This window comes from Desulfosporosinus hippei DSM 8344 (genome assembly GCF_900100785.1).
In the GTDB taxonomy this organism is placed as follows: domain Bacteria; phylum Bacillota; class Desulfitobacteriia; order Desulfitobacteriales; family Desulfitobacteriaceae; genus Desulfosporosinus; species Desulfosporosinus hippei.
This window is the reverse complement of the sequence record NZ_FNCP01000006.1, coordinates 1-21902: the sequence shown is the minus strand read 5'-3', so window position 1 is coordinate 21902 and position 21902 is coordinate 1. Positions and strand designations below refer to the sequence as shown.

Below are 21902 nucleotides of genomic sequence, written 5' to 3'. Positions count from 1 at the left end.
AGGTGCGGGAAAGCTTTCCATATTATTAGGGAAAGTAGAAATTTATTATAAGGGAGCGGATTTAAAAATGGCTTGGGATGCAACAAAACTTAAAGACTGGCAGATTGCCGAAGAGGCCGAGAAAAACATGCCTTCCGTGGAAGAATTGATCGAAAAGCTATCCCTCAGGAAAGAGGAAATAATCCCCTATGGAAAAACCCCTAAAGTTGACTTTCTGAAAATGATGGAGCGCCTTGGAGATAAACCTGATGGCAAATATATTGAAGTAACAGCAATTACTCCAACACCACTCGGTGAAGGAAAGACTACAACGACACTGGGGCTTATTGAAGGACTGGCTAAGAGAGGCAAGAATGTTGGTGGCGCAGTACGTCAACCCTCCGGCGGCCCAACCATGAATATTAAGGGTACTGCTGCAGGTGGTGGCAACGCCCTCTTGATTCCAATGACTGAGTTTTCTTTAGGACTCACAGGAGATATTAATGACATCATGAACGCTCATAATCTTTGCATGGTTGCCCTAAATGCCCGGATGCAGCATGAGGCTAACTATACGGATGAAGAGTTAGCTAAAAGAGGCTTGAAGCGTTTGGACATAGACCCTAAAAATGTAGAAATGGGCTGGGTTATCGATTACGCTGCTCAAGGACTAAGAAATATTATCATAGGTATTGGCGGTAAAAAAGATGGTTTCCAAATGCAGTCAAAATTCGGGATTGCTGTTGGATCAGAGTTAATGGCCATTTTGGCTGTCGCTAAAGATCTTCCGGATCTCAGAGAGCGGATTGGCAAAATCGTAGTTGCTTATAATAAAACTGGTCAACCTGTAACTGCTGCAGATTTAGAAGTTGACGGCGCTATGACTGCTTGGATGCGGAACACCATTAATCCAACTATTTGTTACACTGCTGAAGGTCAACCGGTTATGGTTCATGCAGGTCCTTTTGCTAATATTGCAATCGGGCAATCCTCTATTATTGCGGACCGGGTTGGTCTGAAAATGTTTGATTATCACGTTACTGAAAGCGGCTTCGCTGCCGACATTGGATTTGAGAAGTTCTGGAACGTTAAAGCCCGTCTGGGTGGCTTAAAGCCAAATGTTTCTGTTCTCGTGGCAACAATTCGGGCGCTTAAAATGCATGGTGGCGGACCCGCAGTGGTACCGGGTCGTCCATTACCTGATGAGTACACTAAGGAAAATCTCGAACTGGTTGAAAAGGGATGTGCGAATCTATTACATCACCTAGAAATCATTAAGAAATCCGGTATTGTACCTGTTGTTTGCATTAATGGGTTCTATACAGATACTCAAGCTGAAATCGACTTGATCAAGAAGATAGTTGGAGCTGCGGGTGCTCGTTGTGCCCACTCAGATCACTGGCTCAATGGCGGCGATGGCGCTTTAGAGTTAGCGGATGCTGTTATGGATGCCTGCGAAGAAGAGTCCAATTTCAAATGCCTCTATCCACTAGAAATGCCCCTTCGTCAACGTGTTGAGCTTATTGCTAAGGAAGTTTACGGTGCAGACGGTGTCGATTGGTCACCTGAGGCTGAAGCTAAGGCTAAGAGATTTGAATCAGATCCCTATTATGCTGATTTCTCAACTATGATGGTAAAAACTCATTTAAGTTTATCTCATGATCCCGCACTGAAAGGTGTTCCTAAAGGTTGGAGACTGCCTATCCGTGATGTATTAGTTTACGGAGGAGCAAAATTCCTTTGCCCAATGGCAGGTGCAATTAGCTTAATGCCAGGAACAAGCTCAGACCCAGCTTACCGAAGAATTGATGTGGATACAAAGACTGGTAAGGTAAGTGGATTGTTCTAAAAAGTATGGTTTTGTTTGAAAGAATTGAGCCCTGAGAAATCAGGGCTTTTTCTATTTGTTGAATGGGTAATTGCATATGTCCCTGAAAAGAATTTCAGAGTTAACCTTTTTAAAAGCCAAAGATATCGCATCTGGCTTACTGATTATCAAAGGAACTACAATTTTATGGGCAAAGAGTGTTTGTTTTTAGAGAAAGTGTTAAACTAGTTTATGAAGATAAGTTATAAAGTATTTTTTCAGTGGAAAGATATAAGTAATGAACAAAGGAGGCGCAAGATGTACGAGCATTTGCGCAAATACATACTGCCTCAATTAATTCCTTCGAAAACTAAAGTTATGGTTGCAGTATCCGGCGGGCCGGATTCTATGGCTTTAAGTCATATCCTTTGGAGATATGTACAGGAGGAATCGGGCAAAGAAATATCTCTTGTATTAACTCATGTACATCATGGGGTTCGAAAAGAGTCTGATGATGAAGCGGTCTTGGTTCAAGAAATGGCTGACCAGTGGAAGCTTCCCTGTCTTATTCATCGGTTTGATTCAAAGCAATATGCTAAAGAGAGTGGAAAATCGTTTCAGGAAGCCGCCCGAGAGTGGAGATATGCCCGTTGGAAAGCAGACATGGAGGAGTATAAATGCTCTCTATTGGCTACGGCTCATCACCTAGGAGATCAAGCTGAGACGATTCTATATCGGCTGCTTAGAGGAAGTGGAACGGCAGGATTAGCTGGAATGTACCCTACCAAGGACTCAATTATTCGCCCTCTGCTTACCTTTTCCAAAGCAAGTGTTTTAGATTATTGTACTAGAGAAGCAATTCCCTATGCCCTTGATCATTCGAATGAAGAGCCGATATACGTAAGGAATCGTATCCGCTTAGAGTTACTGCCAGAATTAGAGAGAAGCTACAATTCCCGCATTCAGGAGATTTTAGGGCGTACTGGAGAGCTCTTGCGTTGGGATGAAGAGTATTTAACGACACAAGTGGAGGCTGCTTGGCTTCGTTATCACAGAGAAGATCTTAAAGGAACCACTTGTCTTACTTTGGATGTATTTAAAGAACCTGCCGCCATACTTTCTCGCTTATTGCGAAAGGCAGCGATGCAAGTCAACCAGGAGCCTCGAGGAATAGGTTTTTCCTATATTAGTAAGATTATGTCTTCTCAGGCAAGGCTCGGTTGGATGCAGGACTTGCCGGGCTTGAAAGTTGAGATTACAAATGAAGGATTGATATTTAGCCCTCCTCAGCCCAATAAAGTGCGATTAAATAGGGGCGTTGACAAGGCAGATGCTCCACCGGGGCTGGACATAGAAACCCCGTTATTCATGCAAAAGTGGACAGAAATTCCCGAACTTGACATAGCTATTGGCTTTCTGGGAGAGGAGGATCTTACCTCCTTAAAAACGGAGGAAGGACTTGAATATCAGATGGCAGTCTTTAGCCGTGACCTCTTAACATCTGTTGCAGAGTCATTGGTGTGCCGCTATCGGAGAGAAGGGGACAAGATTTGGATTCGCGGTGTTGGCCATAAGCCGCTTAAAAAGGTTTTTCAGGAGGCAAAGATAGGAGAGAAAGAGAGGAGCAAAATACCTTTAGTCGCTCTTGGAAACGAGGTGCTATGGATCCCGGGGGTTCGCCAAAGTGGGCTATATCATTTCGGTTATAATGGGGAAAAAATCTATTGTATTCTTGTACCACGAAGGGGTGTTAGCAATTTGAATTCATTGTAAAAACTGATACTGCATGGTATAATATGAAGAATTGCTTCTTAATTGAAGTAGCTTCTTAACTAGAGAGGAGGACCATATTTGAAGGTCTTAAAGAATGCGGCAATTTATATACTTATAATTCTCATGGCAATAGTCTTAATAAAGTGGTCGACCCCTCCTGTTAATAAAGAGGTAGGTCTGGATTATAACGCTTTCAAAAAGGCGGTTGTTGAGGATCAGGTTAAAAGTGTGGTGGCTGTTGTTGACAACAACTCCACTAAGTATACCGTTACATTGAAAGACGAGAAAAAACATGAGGTTATCGGACTTGCCTCTGACCCGCAACTTGTAGCAGATTTATATGCTCACGGCCTTCCACTGGTTGTGGAATCGCCACCGAAGTCTCCTTGGTGGATGGGTCTTCTAACTACAATGTTGCCCATCATTGTTATTGTAGGTTTGTTTTTCTTTATGATGCAGCAAAGTCAAGGCGGCGGCAACCGAGTGATGCAGTTTGGGAAGAGCAAAGCCCGCTTGGTTAGCGAAGATAAGAAAAAAGTGACATTTGCAGATGTAGCTGGTGCCGACGAAGTCAAAGAAGAGCTTCAGGAAGTTGTTGAGTTCTTAAAGTCTCCGAAGAAGTTTCATGAGTTGGGTGCTAAGATTCCTACAGGTGTTCTGCTCTTCGGACCTCCAGGAACGGGTAAAACCTTACTTGCACGAGCGGTCTCCGGAGAAGCTGGGGTGCCATTCTTTAGCATAAGTGGTTCAGACTTTGTTGAAATGTTTGTTGGAGTCGGGGCGTCTCGAGTTCGGGATTTATTTGAACAAGCCAAGAAGAATGCTCCTTGTATCGTATTTATTGACGAAATTGATGCGGTTGGCCGACAACGGGGAGCTGGTTTAGGCGGAGGACATGATGAAAGGGAACAGACTCTGAACCAACTTCTTGTAGAAATGGATGGGTTTAACGGTAATGATGGAGTCATTATCATTGCGGCTACAAATAGAGCGGATGTTCTTGACCCAGCATTATTGCGTCCCGGCCGCTTTGATCGGCAAGTGATTGTTGATGTCCCGGATGTTAAAGGTCGGGAGGAGATTCTCAAAGTTCATGCGAAGGATAAACCGCTGACAAAAGACGTTGACTTAGAGGTTATTGCTCGTCAAACCTCTGGATTTACTGGTGCTGATTTATCGAATCTCTTAAATGAAGCTGCTCTTCTATCCGCGCGGCGGAATGAAACTCAGATAAAACAACAGGCTGTTGAAGACTCCATTGAGCGCGTAATTGCTGGGCCGGAGAAGAAAAGCAGAGTCATTAGTCCTTTTGAGAGGAAGCTGGTTTCTTATCATGAAGCCGGGCATGCACTGTTAGGGGAACTTCTCACTCATACTGATCCTTTACACAAGGTCTCCATCATTCCGCGCGGGAGAGCGGGAGGCTATACACTTCTTCTACCAAAGGAAGATCGAAATTATATGACCAAGTCACAATTGCTTGATCAAGTGGTAATGCTGCTTGGTGGGCGTGTGTCTGAAGCAGTAGTGCTTCATGAAATCAGCACAGGCGCCTCAAATGACTTGGAGCGTGCCACAGGAATAGTTCGTAAAATGATTACAGAATTAGGAATGTCTGAGGAATTGGGTCCACTTACTTTTGGCCATAAAGAAGAACAAGTCTTCTTAGGCAGAGATATTTCTCGTGACCGCAGTTATAGTGATGCTGTAGCATACTCCATCGACAAAGAGGCCAGACGCATTATTGATAGTTGCTATCAGAAAGCTCAAGATCTCATTATGCAAAATATTGACAAGTTACATGCCATTGCACAGGCATTAATGGAAAAGGAAACCCTTGATGTCAAAGATTTTGCAGCGTTAATGGAAAAGTTCGATCAAAGGATTGAGGGCAGTGAGAAATCCGTTGACGGATTAGAAAGTCTTGAGATAAAAGATAAACAAGATTCAGAATTGCCGGCTCAAACAATTGAAGATGCGTTTAATAAAATTCAATAGATTATAGAAGTTTCGAATTAAGGAGAGGACGTAGGATGGAAGAACGCACATTTATTATGCTTAAACCAGATGCAGTTCAGAGGGGATTAGTGGGAGAGGTCATTAGTCGATTTGAAAAAAAGGGCTTTAAGCTCGTAGGTATGAAGCTTATTCAAGTGCACCGGGGCTTGGCGGAAGAACATTATGCAGAGCATAGGGGCAAAGGGTTCTTCGAGCCAACAGTTGGTTACATCATGTCTTCTCCTGTGGTGGCGATGGTTTGGGCAGGAAAAAATGCTGTTGCCTTAGCTCGTGAGCTGATGGGAGCGACAAACCCGGCAAATTCTAATCCCGGCTCTATTAGAGGAATGTATGGGATGGATATCAGCAGAAATGTTATACATGGTTCAGATTCTCTCGCTAGTGCTGAACGTGAGATTGCCCTTTACTTCAAGCCTGAGGAACTTATAGACTACAAAAAAGCCGGCGAAGAATGGCTGAGTGAATAAAAGAAGGGACGCCCGCAGGGGTGTCCTTTTTTCAAGTAGCAGTGGCAAATGGAGGTGTAATAATGCATTTAGATAAAAAGGAGCGGTCTCTACTGGGTTTATCAACAATTCTTCTTGGATTTCTCTTTGTTCTCCTGATTAAGGCCCAGGGAGTAGCGGGCAGTCAGGTGACATTTCAAGAAACAGCTGTTCCCAGTCTAATTAAAACTGAACAAGAAAACCAACAACTCTCAATAGAGAATGCCAAGATCCAAGAGGAGTTAGTCAAATATGCCCAAGGCCAGAGTGCGTCGTCTTTATTAAATCAGCAAGTACATGAGGCGATGATGAATGCCGGCTTAGTAGAACTTGTAGGGCCGGGTGTGCAAATTACATTAGATGACTCGACACGTGTAGCTACTGGAGACGAAGACCAGAATAAGTATTATATTCATGAGGAATATATTCGCGAAATTTTAAATGCTCTATGGAATGGCGGTGCGGAAGCCGTCGCTATTAATGGACAGCGTGTAACCACCCATACAGAGGTCTTCTGCGGGGGATCGTTTATTCAAATTAATGGCACTCGACAAATGCCTCCTTATGTGATTGGAGCGATAGGTGATTCTCATAATCTGTCTGCGGCTTTGAAGTTTTATGGTTGGGATAGACTGGGGGAATTTCAGGAGCAGTATGGAATAACTCGGAAGCTAGAAGTACTAGACAATATCATAACTCCGGCTGGCAAACTAAAAGAATACCGTTATGCAGAACCTGTCAAGGAGGGAACATAATGCAGCGTTGGAAAAGAACTTTAGCTTTACCGGTTACTATGGTAGCAATTGCTTTAGGCTTTTTAATTGCCCTTCAGGCCCAAACACAAAAGAATGTATCGGCCGCAGAACAAATTAGCGAACAACGTATGAGCCAAATGAAGGCGGTTCTTCAAAATTCTCAAGAGCAAAATGCTCAGCTCCAAAAGGAACATCAGGAGTTATCGGCAAGGTTGGATGTGGCACGTAAACAGGTAGGAACAGATCCTCAACTTCTGGTACACTTAAAACAACTGCAAATGCTTGATGGTACACAGGCAGTTGAAGGCCCGGGAATACTGATCAGTATCGATGACCGTAATAATAAAGTTGCTTTTCCCCTCAACACCAATGATATTGCAACTATGATCAATATTTTGAAGTTGGCGGGAGCGGAAGCAATTAGTATCAATGATCAACGAGTCGTTGGTTCCACGGCCATTGTGATAAGTGGAAATTCAACCATCTTGGTAAATCAAGTACCTGTGAACCGGTCGGAGGGGGTTCCGTACGAAGTAAGTGCGATTGGAGATCAAGCTACCCTTATGGATTATTTTTCCGAACTTGAAGCTGTGACCCTTAAGCAGAGAGGGATGACGGTCAGTATCGCCAGAAAATCCTTGCGAATTCCATCCTTCAAAGGGTCGTATACATTTAAACAAGCGAAAAACTTTAATTCTCAGGAGTCGTAGAATCCGCTAAGAATGGCGATCATGAGGGGTGTGGGATAGTTTGTATTCAATGGCACGCGTCAATCGTTTAATAGACCATAAGGATTTTGCAAGCTATTTGCTAAAAAACGTTGAATTAGAGAAAGAGCGACTTTTTTGTAAACATGGCTTTGAGCATGGACTAAATGTTGCGCGTGTAGCATATGCTTACCTCTTAGAAAAGGGAGATTTCCATTTCTCTAAAGAATCAATTTATGCTGCAGCATTGCTTCATGATATTGGACGTTGGGTTGAATATCAGACGGGTGAAGATCATGCCGAGGCAAGTGCTCGTTTGGCATACCCTTTGCTGGCAGAATGTGATTTTAGTTCAGAGGATATCGGAGTCATTTTAGAGGGGATTCGCGAACATCGGCTACACCATAATGATGAGTTAAGCCGATTAGGTGAGGCATTAGCTAGAGCCGATGATTGGTCCAGAGATTGTCGATATTGTGGAGCTCAAAGTTCGTGTTACAAATTTAAGCCTGCGATGAAGCAGATTATGTATTAAGGAGGCAACAATGCAAGTATATGGGATGCGCTGGGTTGCGATTAATAATTTGCAAGAATCTAAAATAGCCTTGACACAGATAGGATCCGATCCGGGAGGAGTAGCCCAAATGGCCGGCAAGGGAATAGGGCGTGCTATAAAATTAGAGCAGGTTCCGTTGCGAGTAGCCCATATTCTCAAACAAGAGATGCTTTCCGTTGGTGGGGATGCTGCTGTACACAGGGAGGTAATAACTAATAACATAGATGCAACAGATGTCATGTTATTAGGTACAGTCCGGCAATTAGAGCACCTGGCGAAGAAGGTGCTGGCACAACCATTTGGACTAAAGAGCGTTGGACATGCTCTTAAGCAACTTCTGACTGATTTAGAGCCGGCCAATATCCGTAGTATAAATTGCCGTGGAAAGGAACTTATTCTGGGGGGGCGTACCCTAGTAATGGGAATTTTAAATGTCACTCCGGATTCGTTTTCTGATGGTGGTAAATTCAATAACCTAGAAGACGCTGTCACTAAGGCAGAATCTATGATAGAAGATGGGGCAGATATTTTAGATATTGGCGGGGAGTCAACACGACCAAACTATTCGGGCATAAGTGCCGAAGAGGAATGGATGCGCTTAGAACCGGTATTGAAGATGCTGCTAGAACGAGTAAGTGTTCCCATTTCAGTAGATACCTACAAAGCTAGTGTAGCGGCTAAAGCTCTTGAAGCAGGCGCGCACATGATCAATGATGTATGGGGATTGCAAAAAGACCCGGCTATGGCTAAAGTTGTCGGTGATTTCCAAGTACCTGTTGTTGTTATGCATAATCAAGCTGGAACGGCCTATCATCATTTAATAGGCGATATTTTTGCATTTTTACAAAAGAGCATTGAATTAGCAGAATCCTATGGCTTAGAGAGGGATCAAATCATTGTTGATCCGGGAATCGGATTTGGGAAAACGACGGACCAAAATCTTGAGGTCATGGCTCGCTTGGCCGAATTTAAGACCTTAGGGCGTCCGGTATTATTAGGAACTTCGCGTAAGTCAATGATCGGAAATACATTAAACCTACCCGTCAATGAGCGCTTAGAAGGGACGTTGGCCACCAGCGTTTTAGGGATTGTTTCGGGAGTGGATATCATTCGTGTTCACGACGTTAAGGCTAATAAAAGAGCAATGCAAATGGCAGATGCGATTGTAAGGGGACAGAGAGGAGCTGGCTATGTCGGGGCATGATGTTATCCATTTAAGGGGACTGGAATTTTATGGGTATCATGGGGTAATGCCGGAAGAACAGGCATTAGGACAGAGATTTTTGATAGATCTGGATCTCTTTCATAATTTGCAGAAGGCAGGTTCTTCAGATAGCGTGGATGATACCATTCATTATGGTGAAGTATATCAAGTGATTAAAACATGCGTAACTAAAGGCAGGTATCTGTTAATAGAACGCTTGGCGGAAGAAATTGCCCAGAGAGTACTGGATCAGTTTGCCTGCGAGTCGCTACGAGTAGAAGTGCATAAACCACAAGCGCCTATCCAAGGTGTTTTTAGAGATGTTTCAGTGGAGATTTGGCGGAGCAGGTGATTGAATGAGAACATTCTTAGGATTAGGAAGTAATCTGGGAGATCGAGCATATTATCTCAGCGAGGCTATTTCAGCTTTGGAAGGCCCAGCTATTAGAGTTATTACGGCATCTCGTATCTATGAAACCGAACCCTGGGGAAGACTAGATCAACCTTTATTCTGGAATCAGGTGGTGGAAATCGAGACAAGCTTAGAACCATTGGACCTCCTTCATGTTTGTCAGGAAATTGAACTTCGCCTAGGGAGAGTTCGCAAAGAACATTGGGGGTCAAGGACGATTGACATTGACCTGCTTATTTATGATAATAGGGTTAGTGAGTCTGAAGAGTTAAGATTGCCTCATCCGTATTTAGAAGAACGAGCTTTTGTGCTTGCCCCTTTGCGGGAAATAGCTCCGGAACTCATCTTGCCTTCCGGAAGATCAATAAATGAAGTTGAAGGGGAAGGGAAGGTCTATCCTCTGACCACAAATAAACAATGAATCTAATTGGACAATATCAAACCATGAATTGTACTTAATTAGATTAAATAATTTTAATTCAATGTCAGAATTATAAGAAAGATGATAAAATTAGTACGAGTCTAAATATTAGTTCGACATATGCTTTTTAGTTAAATAATTAACCCGCTTGGATCTTGAAGACCGAGACGGAGGGAACGATATCCTTCACGCTCGTGGGGGTGTTTTTTTTGTTATTCGACAGTTACTGGATTGCATAGTTCATTATGAGAAGGAGATCGGGATGAAATTTGGGGTTATTGGAGCAGGAATTGTAGGAACTGCTTTGGCGGTACAGTTAACGAAGGCGGGACATCAGTGCGTAGGGGTTCATACCCGAAGTCGTCTCTCTTACGAACGTTTTCGAGGTTTTATCAACAAGGATCATTTGCAGTTAGAGGAACTTGTGCCAGCAGTTGATTGTTTATTCGTTACGACTCAGGATGGGATAATCCCTTTGATTGCAGAAAAGCTGGTCGCCAAGAACCTTGTTGTTCCAGGCCAAGTCTGGATTCATTGCTCGGGATCCCTTCCTTCGGAAATTTTACGTGTTCAGAAAGATTTGCCGGTCAGGTGCTTATCGTTACACCCTCTGCAAGCCTTTGCAAGTGTGGAGAATGCTTTGATGATCCTGTCAGGAACTCATTTTGGCGTAGAAGGCGAGGAAGAGGAACTAGGAGCAGATATTGTAAAAGATCTTGGTGGTATCCCGCATAAGATTTTGGCTAGCGAAAAGACTCTTTATCATGCCGGTGCAGTAGTTGCCTCAAATTATTTGGCTGTGCTTGCTTCCATGGCGGTAGACCTTTTTGCCGAGGCGGGTATTCCAAGAAGCGAAGCATTAGTTTCATTATTGCCACTAATGCAAGGGACGCTTTCTAATTTAGAGCGAGTCGGGTTGCCTCAAGCGTTAACTGGTCCAATTGCCCGAGGAGATGCTCAAGTGGTAAAAGGACATTTAGACCAACTGCCGCCTAGGCTTACAGAGATTTATAAGGGTTTAGGGTTGAAAGCTTTAGAGTTAGGGGAAAGCAAGAGATCTATTCAAGGCTTAAGTTATTCTATAGAAGAGCTTGATATGTTGAGAAGTTTGCTTGGGGGATAATTGCTTAAACCGTTTTCCTAAAGAAAGGTGGAATGTCGAATGAAGAGAACCTCTCGTATTTCTGATCTGCAGGATATTATAGCCGAAGAAAAAAAACGGGGGCGAAAAATTGCTTTCGTCCCAACTATGGGCTTTTTACACCATGGGCATCTGACATTAATTGATCAAGCCAAGAAAACGGGCGCATTCTTGGTAGTGAGCATTTTTGTTAACCCCTTACAATTTGGCCCTAATGAAGACCTGACGCGTTATCCCAGAGACATAGAACGTGATGCTCTTTTGGTCGAGGCAGCTGGGGTTGATATCCTTTTCCATCCGACCGTTGAGGAAATGTATCCTGAGAAAATGGTAACATTTGTAGAGGTCGGAGAATTGGATGAGATGCTTTGCGGAGCAAACCGTCCTGGGCATTTTCGTGGCGTTGCAACGGTGGTCAATAAGTTGTTTAATATTGTTCAACCGGATATGGCCTTTTTTGGTCAGAAAGACTATCAACAGTATCTAATTATTAAACGGATGGTTACTGATCTCAATCTTCCGATTCAGATTTGTCCTGTTCCCATTGTGCGTGAAGACGATGGATTGGCGATGAGCTCGCGAAATGTCTTTTTAAATCCAGAACAACGGCGGGAAGCCTTAATTCTGTCTAAGAGCCTTAATGAAGCCGAGAGAAGCATTCAAATGGGGCAAAAATCAGCTCGAGAAATTGAAGAACAGATAATAAAGAGTATAACCTTAAAAAGTCAAGGGGTCATTGACTATGTTGAAGTTAGGGACGCAAGTGACTTGACCGAAGTGACAGATATTAAGCGACCAGTTTTAATTGCTTTAGCCGTTAAATTTGGGACAACCCGTTTAATTGATAATAAGGTTGTGGAGGTTAAGCACAATGTATAGAACAATGATGAAATCAAAAATTCATAAGGCGGTTGTAACAGAAGCAAATCTTCATTATGTAGGCAGTATTACAATTGATAGCGCATTAATGGAAGCGGCAGACTTATTAGTTAATGAAAAGGTACAAGTTGTTAATAATAATAATGGAGAAAGACTCGAAACTTATGTTATTCCTGGAGAGAGGAATTCCGGAGTAATCTGTTTAAATGGTGCTGCTGCCCGTAAGGTGCATGTTGGAGATGAAGTTATCATTATTTCCTATGCCGTCTTAACCGATGAAATAGCTCGGCAGTATACCCCAAAGGTTGTCTTTGTTGATGAGAAGAACCAAGAGACCAGGATTTCTGATCGGGAAGTCCATGGGCAGAAGGCTTGACAAAGCAAAAAGCTTTAACTTAAGTGGAAGCTTAAGGCGTTGGCTATTTGTGTTAAGTCACTTTAGAGAGGGTGTAAAGATATGAATTATAGCATAAGTCGCGATTTATTTGAAAGTTTAGCTAGAGAAATTGAGGAACTAAAAAAAGAACGCAACGCAGTTATTTTGGCCCACTACTATCAGAGACCAGAGATTCAGGATATTGCTGATTTTGTTGGAGATTCTCTCCAATTAAGTCAACAAGCGGCTGACACTGATGCAGAAGTGATTGTCTTTTGTGGAGTCCATTTTATGGCGGAAAGTGCTGCTCTTTTATCCCCTGATAAGGTCGTCATATTGCCAGAGTTGAATGCAGGTTGCCCTATGGCAGATATGGTTGATGTAGAGGGGTTACGGGCCTATAAAAAGAGAGTTCCCGGAGTTCAAGTGGTTTGTTATGTTAATTCTTCAGCAGAAGTTAAAGCAGAGAGTGATATTTGTTGTACTTCCTCTAATGCAGTTAAAGTAGTACAGTCATTAGCCGGTGAGGATATTTTATTTATTCCCGATGAAAATCTAGGTCGATATGCAGCCAAAATCTTGGGACGTTCACTTCAGTTATGGCCCGGTTATTGTAAAACACATCACCGCCTGACTAAGGATGACATTGAGGCGGTAAAAAAAGAGCATCCCTTGGCTGAGGTTATTGTGCATCCAGAATGTCGTGAGGAAATATGCCAAGTGGCAGATTATATAGGCTCTACTGCAGGCTTAATCAACTATGCGAAGAACTCCGAAAATCAAGAGTTTATAGTAGGTACAGAGTCAGGGATACTACATCAACTCCACAAAGTTTGTCCGGAGAAAAAATTCTATCTTGCTTCAGAACGACTGGTTTGTCCAAATATGAAGATGACTACCTTAGAAAAGGTTCGCGATGGACTTAAAACCCTCTCTCCCCGGGTTACCGTGGAAGAGGATATTCGAGTAAAAGCCAAAGCGACACTAGAGCGAATGCTGGCCTTGTAAGCAGCAGGAGAGCAGGGGATGGGTGTTTTGAGACGATATTTGTGCCCTTGGTCTAAATCAGGGGTAGAGGTCTTTGAATCGGACGTACTCGTATTAGGAAGCGGTATAGCAGGTTTATATACTGCGATTAAAGCAAGTGAGCATTTTCAGGTTACAGTTCTGACCAAAAAAACAATTAAAGAAAGCAATACTGAACATGCACAAGGTGGGATCGCGGTTGCCATTGATGAGGCTGACTCACCGTCACAGCATTTGAAGGATACTCTAAGAGCAGGTGCAGGCCTCTGTGATCCATTAACGGTTAAAATTTTAGTCGAAGAGGGCGTTATTTGTGTTGAAGAGCTCATGGGTATGGGGGCCCAGTTTGATTATCAGAATGGAGAGCTTGCTCTTACTCGAGAAGGTGCCCATAGTCAAAAACGAATACTCCACGCCCTAGGGGATTCTACAGGCTGGGAAATTGAGCGGGCCTTAGTTGCTAAGGTTAAGTCAACTCCCGAGGTTAGTACTTTTGAAGATCGTTTTGTAATTGACTTATTAGAAAATGCTAAAGGGGATATTATAGGTGCCTTAGTTTTGAACGGGGAGACTGGAGAACTAGAAGGACATCTGGCAAATGCAGTGGTTTTGGCAACAGGCGGTTTGGGTCAGGTCTATAGCTTTACCACTAATCCTAATGTTGCAACTGGTGATGGAATGGCGGTAGCGTTACGTGCTGGTGCGGATTTGATGGACATGGAATTTGTCCAATTTCACCCAACAGCATTATTAATTCCCAATGCTCCCCGCTTTCTTATCTCTGAGGCTGTACGTGGTGAAGGTGCACATTTAATCAACGCTGCCGGTTCACGCTTTATGGATAAGACAGACGGGAAAGAGCTTGCTGCAAGAGATATTGTGGCCCGAGCAATTTGGGAAGAAATGAATAAAGGCTCTGTTTATCTGGATTTTCGCCCTATCGGAGAGAAGCGAATTCTTGAGAGATTCCCTAACATTTACAAAACCTGTCTGAAGTATGGTGTAGATGTATTAACAATGCCTTTGCCAGTTGCCCCGGCGGCTCACTATATGATGGGCGGGATTGCCACAAACTCATACGGTGAAACCAGTCTATCTCAGCTCTATGCTGCAGGAGAATGTGCTTGTAATGGGGTTCATGGAGCTAATCGGTTAGCAAGCAACTCTCTATTAGATGGGCTTGTATTTGGTGGACGTATCGTTAAAAGGATAAGAGATAAATTTGATGGTAAGCGACCCTTCTGGAAAGAGGTTGTGAGTCCTGAAGATAGTCAATCCGGAATTGAAGCTGGAACAAATGTGTCTAAGCAGATGTCAAGTCTGTGCTTGCGCAAGCAAATTCAAGACTTAATGTGGAGTCGGGTTGGTATTTTGAGGAATGAAGAGGGTCTCAAAGAAGCAGCAAGGTTGCTTGCGGATTGGGAGCACGAGGTTTTGTTAACTCCTTCCGTGGATGACTATGAAACAGCTAACATGTTGATAATTGGGACAGCTATTGCTAAAGCAGCTTTGGATCGCAAAGAAAGCCGAGGGGGACATTTCCGTTCGGACTATCCCTTGCCGCTTGATGCGTGGCAAAAGCACTCTCTTCAACGTAAGGAGGATAATTATGTACGCTACATTTCAGTTTCAAGAGCTGATTGATCGAGCGTTGCTTGAGGATATCGGGACAGGGGATCTTAGCACTAAGATTTTTCCGGATGATCTCACGAGTATGGCCAAATTGTACGCTAAACAGGATGGGGTAGTTGCGGGGCTGGAGCTTGTTGAGCAGGTTTTTCAGCGTGTAGACCCGAGGATTAGGGTTTGCAAACTGTTTAAGGATGGTTATGAGGTCAAGGTTGGGGAGGTCGTAATAGAACTTGACGGGCCTCTAAGCGGTATTTTACAGGGAGAAAGAACAGCCTTGAATTTTATTCAGCATCTTTCCGGAATCGCTACGGCGACCAAACGGGCTGTTGACCAAGTTTCGGGCCTATCAACTTGTATAGTTGATACCCGAAAGACCCTCCCAGGCTGGCGTTCTTTACAGAAATATGCAGTTAGAGTCGGAGGTGGACAAAACCATCGCTTTGGCCTCTATGATGCAGTGATGCTAAAAGATAATCATCTCACGGCAGTAGGTGGTTTAACAGAAGCCGTTAAAAGGGTAAGGGCTACAATTGGACATATGATTAAGATCGAGGTTGAGTGTGAGACTATGGAACAGGTTGAGGAAGCTGTAGCCTGCGGTGTCGACGTAATCATGCTGGATAATATGAAAATTGACGAGATGCAGCTAGCGGTTCAGTACATCGATGGGCGAGCAATTGTTGAGGCATCAGGGGGAATTCAGGAGGACCAACTTCGCCAGGTGGCTGAGACAGGGGTTGACCTAATTTCAATTGGGGCATTAACACATTCAGTCAGGGCAATGGACTTTAGTCTTGATATAGGAGAAATAAAGGCTACAACCAGAGCAAGTTGGGAAAGAGGATCTTAAATGTTGCGTGATGACATCCTTTATCTTTTGACGGCACATTCAGAAGAAGTAGTGTCTGGTCAGAGAATAAGCAACCAATTAAATGTCACTCGAGCTGCTGTTTGGAAACAGATTAAGATATTAAGGGAAGAAGGCTTTGCAATTGAGGCCCAAACCAAGAATGGCTACCGATTATTGAAAACCCCTCTTGCTTTAAATGAGTGGGTATTTAAGCAGGCGTTGAGTACCCAAGCATTAGGAAGAGTGGTTGATTTTTCCGCTGAGCTATCATCGACAAATGATCGGGCAAAAGAGCTGGCTCGCCAAGGCGCCTTACACGGACTGACTGTGTTGGCAAGTCGACAGCAAGCGGGGAGAGGAAGGCTTCAACGGCAGTGGGAGTCTCCGGCAGGGGGACTATGGATGTCCGTTGTTCTAAGGCCAAACCTGTCGTTAGCCGATGCTTCAAAAATAACCCTTGCGGCAAGTGTGGCGATTGTAGACACTTTGCAGGAACTTTTTGAGTTGTCTATAGGGATCAAATGGCCGAATGATCTTATTTATAAAGGACAGAAACTGGCTGGAATTCTTGGAGAAGTTGTAGGCGAGTGGAATACAGTTCAAACGTTAATTCTGGGAATAGGGGTAAATGGCAATTTTCCCCGGGAACAATTGAATAATACATTTCCGGCTACGACTCTTCAAGAAATTTTAGGGTTTGACATAGACCTTAATTTATTAGCCGCAAAAATCTTAGAAAACCTTGAAAGAGAATTGATCTTCCTCGAGGAAAAAAAGTTTGATGAGATGAGATCTAAATGGACGAAAAGAGCCATTGGTTTAGGTGAAGGGGTGAGAATATTCCGGGGAGAGGACGTAATTGAAGGTGTCTTTAAAGGGATCTCAATTGATGGGGCACTAATCTTAGAAACTGGAAACGAAGAGGTAACGTTTTCTGCAGGAGAGATTAAACTACGGTCTAAACAGGGGTACTTTTAACTTTTGCACGATTTTAAAAATGCAATGGCTTCGGTGATAAGGCATGGTCTTTCACTGGAATGTTGTTTCCTTTTAGTGTTTTACCAGTATTAGTCATTATGTTAGGAATTATTCTTGATGTTGTATATGGATCAGCAGCGATTGGGTTTGATCTAGTCGTAGGATCTTGAACTAAAAGGAGCGGTATTATGATTCTTTTATTTGATGTGGGTAATACAAATATTGTGTTGGGAGTCTATGATGAAAGGACGTTAACTAATCATTGGAGAGTGTCCACAGATAAGTCCCGAACTATGGATGAATACGCAGTGGTTATTAAAAATTTATTTGATTTAAGTGGGTTGAGTTTTGAAGTAATTGATGCAGTTGTGATTTCATCAGTAGTTCCTCCGGTTATGCCAACGTTGGAAGCTCTGGCGCGAAAATACTTTGGAGTAGAACCTCTGGTTGTGGGGCCCGGTGTTAAAACCGGAATGCCTATTATTTATGACAACCCTAGAGAGGTCGGTGCTGATCGCATTGTGAATGCGGTGGCTGCATATACTAAATACGGCGGCCCCCTAGTCATTGTGGATTTTGGCACTGCAACAACATTTTGCGTAATATCGAAACGGGGAGAGTATTTAGGTGGGGCAATTGCGCCGGGAATTGGAATCTCGACAGAAGCCCTATTTCAGAGGGCTTCGAAATTGCCCCGAATTGAGATGGTTAGACCTACATCAGTTATTGCCAAGAACACAGTAGCGGGAATGCAATCCGGGATATACTATGGGTTCACCGGTCAAGTAGATGGTATTGTTAAACGTATGAAAAGTGAACTAGGGCCGGAGACTAAAGTGATTGCCACAGGGGGATTAGCAAAAATGATTTCTCAAGAGTCAGAAATGATCCAAAAAGTAGATCCTTTTCTAACCCTTGAGGGGCTGTTACTAATCTACGAGCGTAACAGGAAAAGTAACTAAGAGGAATAATAATATGAAGTTAGGACATTATGAACTTGGAGTCCCGGTGTTTATGGCACCTTTGGCTGGGGTAACAGATAAAGCGTTTCGAGAAACAGTACGTTCGGTCGGCGGAGAGTATGTATGGACTGAAATGATAAGTGACAAGGCACTGACTTATCAAAACTCGAGAACTTTGCAGATGCTGGACTTAAGTGGCGAAGGGGAGCCAAGGATTGTACAGTTATTCGGCAATGATCCCGAGACAATGGCTCAAGCGGCTGTATTGGCCGTAAAGTGCAATGCTAATATTATTGATATCAACATGGGGTGCCCTGCTCCAAAAATTATCAAAAATGGTGAAGGATCGGCATTACTAAAGGATCTCCCCCGTGCTCAGGCAATTGCTTCAGCGGTAGTCCGCGCAGTCAATATACCTGTAACGGTAAAGATACGCCTTGGTTGGAATGATAGGGAAATAGTGGCGCTTGAATTGGCGAAAGGGTTAGAGTCGGTTGGTGTTCAGATGATAACCGTTCATGCAAGAACCCGCGAACAGTTTTATTCTGGGCATGCTGACTGGGAATGGATTCGACAAGTAAAGAAGGCAGTCAGCATCCCGGTGATTGGCAATGGGGATGTTTTGAAGCCTGAAGATGCCGGTAGATTGATTGAGCAAACTGAATGTGATGGGGTAATGATCGGACGCGGAGCATTAGGAAATCCCTGGCTCATACCGCGCACCCAATTTTTTTTGAAACATGGGCAAATATTACCTGAGCCTTCCATTGAAGAGCGTATACAGGTTGCCTTAAAACATTTTGAACGTGTGTTGCATTATAAGGGTGAAAGAATCGGTCTTAACGAAATGAGAAAACATGCTGTGTGGTATATCAAAGGAATTAGCAAGGCTGCAAAAGTTCGTGACGAGATAATGCAAACCAGATCCGTCGAAGACATGCAAGCAGTCTTAAATAGGATTTCAGGGTAACGCTGGATATCTTGCCGAAATAATAAATAATTTGACAAGATGCCTTGTTAACGTTAAGAGGTGCGTCCTTGACAATAATTTGCCAGGTCCTTATAATAACGAGTAATGCAAATGAGGAATTTTTTAAGGAGTTCCTATATTAAAGGAATTACGCATATAAGGTTCTTAAAACGCTCGGTACAGTCAGTATAGAAGCGTGATGCGTAGGACGAGAAAAGGGAGCGAGGAAAATATGGCTGAAAAAGAAGTTATTCTAACATTAGAAGGCCTCAAGAAGCTTGAGGAGGAGTTGGAACTATCTAAAACTGTGAAGCGGCGGGAAGTTGCCGTGCGCATTAAGCAGGCCATTGACTTTGGAGATATCAGTGAAAACTCTGAGTATGACGATGCTAAAAACGATCAGGCCTTTATCGAAGGTCGGATAATCACTCTTGAAAAGATGCTCAGAAATGCGCGAATAATTGATGAACTTGAAGGAACTGATGTTGTGGCGGTAGGTACAAAAGTACGCCTCAAAGACTTAGACTACGGTGATGAAGAAGAATATTTTATTGTCGGTTCAGCTGAGGCTGACCCAGGTACTAATAAAATTTCCAATGAATCTCCTGTTGGAAAAGCAGTCTTAGGCCAAACTAAAGGATCCGTAGTCGAAGTAAATGTTCCAGCAGGTATTTTACACTATCAAATTCTTGATATTAAATAGACTTTAACATTCAAGATTTGAAATTTGTGTAGACACATTAGCTTTAGAGAGTGCAGTGTTTCTGTGACTGGTGGTTTGGTTTAGCCACGCACAGATGCTGCACTTTGTTTATTGATTTTGTTAATCCAAAATATGGAATATAGTCCTTGTTGAGCAAACGATATTTAAAGATTATATCTAAACTTGTTTATTGAAGTCTTAGTTTGGTAAAATTGGTAATAGAGAATAATTGATGGAGGAATAAAGATGGATAATACCAACGACCTCTGGCGAATTCGTTTAGAAAAGCTTGAGATGCTTCGCCAAGCAGATATTGAACCCTATGCTGATCGCTATGTGCGAACCCATAAAACCTCTGAGATATTAGAGCACTTTGAAGAGCTAGAGGGCCAAGAAGTAAGTATTGCTGGTCGAATTATGAGCAAGCGTGATCAAGGTAAGGTTATCTTTACACATGTACAAGACCTTAATGGACGTCTTCAGATTTATATTCGAATGGACGAATTGGGGCAAACTATGTTTGACCTAATCTCTAAATTCGATGTAGGTGATATTATCGGAGTAAAAGGGAAGGTTTTTCGGACTAAACGAGGAGAAATATCTATTCATGCAGGAGAGGTTTTGCTTCTGTCTAAAGCTATGCGACCACTCCCTGAAAAGTTTCATGGGCTAACCAATGTAGAAACCCGATATCGTAGACGTTATTTGGACTTAGTAATGAATCCCGATGTGCGTCAGGTTTTTGTGACACGGAGCAAAATAATTCGTTATATGAGAGAGTTTCTGGAGGAGCGGGAATTCCTTGAGGTGGAAACGCCTACTTTACATACTATTCCTGGAGGGGCAGCAGCGCGTCCATTTATTACTCATCACAACACTCTTGATATGGATCTATATTTGAGGATTGCTCTCGAGCTTCCGTTAAAACGTCTTATTGTAGGTGGACTTGAAAAAGTTTATGAAATTGGACGAACCTTTAGAAACGAGGGAATTTCAATCAAACATAATCCCGAGTTTACTATGATGGAGCTTTATCAAGCGTTTGCTAATTATGAAGATATTATGGAATTGACTGAAGAAATGATTGCTCATATTGTGCAAAAGGTTCACGGTACTACCGAAATTACCTATCAAGGTCAACCCCTTCAATTTAAGACACCCTGGAAGCGCCTCCCTATGATTGATGGAATATTAGAGTATTCGGGAGTGGACTTTAGGGAAATCGTAACAGATGAACAAGCTCGTGATAAAGCTCGTGAAAAGGGCATACACGTCCAAGTGGATGCATCACGAGGGAAAATCATCAATGAGTTTTTTGAAGCCTTTGTTGAACCAAATTTGATACAGCCGACATTTATCATTGGACATCCTGTGGAAATATCTCCATTGGCAAAACGCAATGCTAAGCAACCCGAATATACCGATCGGTTTGAGGCGTTTATATTTGGACGTGAACTAGCCAATGCTTTTTCCGAGTTAAATGATCCTATTGATCAACGACAACGTTTTGAATCACAGGCTGCCGAGCGCGCCAAAGGGGACGATGAGGCTCATATTATGGATGAAGATTTTGTACAAGCTCTAGAATATGGTCTTCCTCCTACGGGCGGGCTCGGAATCGGAATAGACCGTTTAGTGATGCTATTGACGGATTCTGCTTCAATTCGCGATGTTATCCTTTTCCCAACGATGCGACCAAGAGATGAAAATGTTCAAGATGAAGATACTATAGAATAGTATTGCGAAGCTGCTCCATTTAAGGGGCAGCTTTGTATGTTTTAATCGTACAAACATCTAGCATTTAATTAACAAATAATAAGGTTTATTGAAATTAAGCACCCATAAGAAACTTATAATTAAAAAATTAAAACTAGAGATATATGGAGCATAATGGAGTAAAATTGTAATTATTAAAGTAAATATGGTTATAATATCACCTAAGGGAGTTTGAGTAGGGGCGTATTCATATGGTATATTACTATTTGTTCGCTCGACAAAATAATTGTAAAGCGAAAGGCGTTAAAGGTTATTGAAAAGTCATTAAAAATGTCTTGACAATGTAAAGCTAAAATGCTACTATGTAATTCCGGTCATTGATTCTGAACAAATAAATTGAAATCACTGACACCATGGTCTTTGAAAACTAAACAACAAGGACAGCCAATGAGAGAGACTCGCAAGAGTTTCAAAATAAATCATGAGTCAATCATCTTCTTCTAATGAGAAGTTTGAAATAACTTTTTTTGGAGAGTTTGATCCTGGCTCAG

At 42.7% G+C, this 21902-nt stretch carries 21 protein-coding genes; all 21 read left to right on the top strand.

The window, feature by feature from the left end:
* Nucleotides 1-67 precede the first annotated feature (67 nt).
* The 21 genes from BLS16_RS06730 (at nucleotide 68) to lysS (ending at nucleotide 21372) form a co-directional block, all read left to right on the top strand.
* A complete protein-coding gene (locus BLS16_RS06730) occupies nucleotides 68-1828 on the top strand; it encodes a formate--tetrahydrofolate ligase (protein ID WP_092331513.1) in 1761 nt (586 codons plus the stop codon).
* Nucleotides 1829-2104: 276 nt separating this feature from the next.
* A complete protein-coding gene (gene tilS / locus BLS16_RS06725) occupies nucleotides 2105-3559 on the top strand; it encodes a tRNA lysidine(34) synthetase TilS (RefSeq protein ID WP_092331511.1) in 1455 nt (484 codons plus the stop codon).
* Between the two features lie 78 nt (nucleotides 3560-3637).
* Entirely contained in the window at nucleotides 3638-5557 is a 1920-nt protein-coding gene (gene ftsH, locus BLS16_RS06720) for an ATP-dependent zinc metalloprotease FtsH (protein WP_092331509.1), read from the top strand.
* Between the two features lie 35 nt (nucleotides 5558-5592).
* Complete coding sequence (gene ndk, locus BLS16_RS06715) at nucleotides 5593-6045, top strand: nucleoside-diphosphate kinase (RefSeq protein WP_092331507.1); 453 nt, start codon at nucleotides 5593-5595, stop codon at nucleotides 6043-6045.
* Nucleotides 6046-6107: 62 nt separating this feature from the next.
* Nucleotides 6108-6818, top strand: coding sequence for a DUF881 domain-containing protein (locus BLS16_RS06710; protein WP_092331504.1), 711 nt, complete (start codon nucleotides 6108-6110; stop codon nucleotides 6816-6818).
* Entirely contained in the window at nucleotides 6818-7528 is a 711-nt protein-coding gene (locus BLS16_RS06705; protein WP_092331501.1) for a DUF881 domain-containing protein, read from the top strand. Before BLS16_RS06710 ends, BLS16_RS06705 begins: the two co-directional genes overlap by 1 nt.
* A gap of 49 nt (nucleotides 7529-7577) precedes the next feature.
* Entirely contained in the window at nucleotides 7578-8060 is a 483-nt protein-coding gene (locus tag BLS16_RS06700; RefSeq protein WP_092331868.1) for an HD domain-containing protein, read from the top strand.
* Nucleotides 8061-8070: 10 nt separating this feature from the next.
* Nucleotides 8071-9285: a dihydropteroate synthase gene (folP, locus tag BLS16_RS06695; RefSeq protein ID WP_092331499.1), complete on the top strand. Its 1215-nt coding sequence runs from the start codon at nucleotides 8071-8073 to the stop codon at nucleotides 9283-9285.
* A complete protein-coding gene (folB, locus tag BLS16_RS06690; protein WP_092331496.1) occupies nucleotides 9272-9637 on the top strand; it encodes a dihydroneopterin aldolase in 366 nt (121 codons plus the stop codon). Before folP ends, folB begins: the two co-directional genes overlap by 14 nt.
* Nucleotides 9638-9641: 4 nt before the next feature.
* The gene (gene folK, locus BLS16_RS06685; RefSeq protein WP_092331494.1) at nucleotides 9642-10118 is read left to right on the top strand and encodes a 2-amino-4-hydroxy-6-hydroxymethyldihydropteridine diphosphokinase; all 477 of its coding nucleotides are present in this window, start codon (nucleotides 9642-9644) and stop codon (nucleotides 10116-10118) included.
* A 262-nt stretch (nucleotides 10119-10380) separates the two neighbouring features.
* Nucleotides 10381-11241 carry a Rossmann-like and DUF2520 domain-containing protein gene (locus tag BLS16_RS06680; RefSeq protein WP_092331491.1) on the top strand — a complete coding sequence of 287 codons (861 nt, stop codon included), beginning with the start codon at nucleotides 10381-10383 and terminating at the stop codon, nucleotides 11239-11241.
* A gap of 39 nt (nucleotides 11242-11280) precedes the next feature.
* On the top strand, nucleotides 11281-12138 hold the full coding sequence (gene panC / locus BLS16_RS06675) for a pantoate--beta-alanine ligase (RefSeq protein WP_092331488.1): 858 nt from the start codon (nucleotides 11281-11283) through the stop codon (nucleotides 12136-12138).
* Nucleotides 12131-12514, top strand: coding sequence for an aspartate 1-decarboxylase (panD, locus tag BLS16_RS06670; protein WP_092331486.1), 384 nt, complete (start codon nucleotides 12131-12133; stop codon nucleotides 12512-12514). Before panC ends, panD begins: the two co-directional genes overlap by 8 nt.
* 81 nt (nucleotides 12515-12595) lie before the next feature.
* Nucleotides 12596-13522 carry a quinolinate synthase NadA gene (nadA, locus tag BLS16_RS06665; protein ID WP_092331483.1) on the top strand — a complete coding sequence of 309 codons (927 nt, stop codon included), beginning with the start codon at nucleotides 12596-12598 and terminating at the stop codon, nucleotides 13520-13522.
* Nucleotides 13523-13540: 18 nt separating this feature from the next.
* Nucleotides 13541-15184, top strand: a complete 1644-nt coding sequence (gene nadB, locus BLS16_RS06660) for an L-aspartate oxidase (protein ID WP_092331481.1) — start codon at nucleotides 13541-13543, stop codon at nucleotides 15182-15184.
* A complete protein-coding gene (nadC, locus tag BLS16_RS06655) occupies nucleotides 15150-16022 on the top strand; it encodes a carboxylating nicotinate-nucleotide diphosphorylase (RefSeq protein WP_092331478.1) in 873 nt (290 codons plus the stop codon). The genes nadB and nadC overlap by 35 nt, the downstream gene beginning before the upstream one ends.
* A complete protein-coding gene (locus BLS16_RS06650) occupies nucleotides 16023-17000 on the top strand; it encodes a biotin--[acetyl-CoA-carboxylase] ligase (RefSeq protein WP_176786094.1) in 978 nt (325 codons plus the stop codon).
* A gap of 188 nt (nucleotides 17001-17188) precedes the next feature.
* Nucleotides 17189-17962 (top strand): type III pantothenate kinase, encoded by a 774-nt coding sequence (locus tag BLS16_RS06645; RefSeq protein ID WP_092331476.1) that lies wholly within the window; start codon nucleotides 17189-17191, stop codon nucleotides 17960-17962.
* Nucleotides 17963-17975: 13 nt separating this feature from the next.
* Nucleotides 17976-18932, top strand: a complete 957-nt coding sequence (gene dusB, locus BLS16_RS06640; protein ID WP_092331473.1) for a tRNA dihydrouridine synthase DusB — start codon at nucleotides 17976-17978, stop codon at nucleotides 18930-18932.
* Nucleotides 18933-19164: 232 nt separating this feature from the next.
* Nucleotides 19165-19635, top strand: coding sequence for a transcription elongation factor GreA (gene greA, locus BLS16_RS06635; RefSeq protein ID WP_014901122.1), 471 nt, complete (start codon nucleotides 19165-19167; stop codon nucleotides 19633-19635).
* 246 nt (nucleotides 19636-19881) lie between these two features.
* Nucleotides 19882-21372: a lysine--tRNA ligase gene (gene lysS / locus BLS16_RS06630; protein ID WP_092331470.1), complete on the top strand. Its 1491-nt coding sequence runs from the start codon at nucleotides 19882-19884 to the stop codon at nucleotides 21370-21372.
* Nucleotides 21373-21902: the final 530 nt, after the last annotated feature.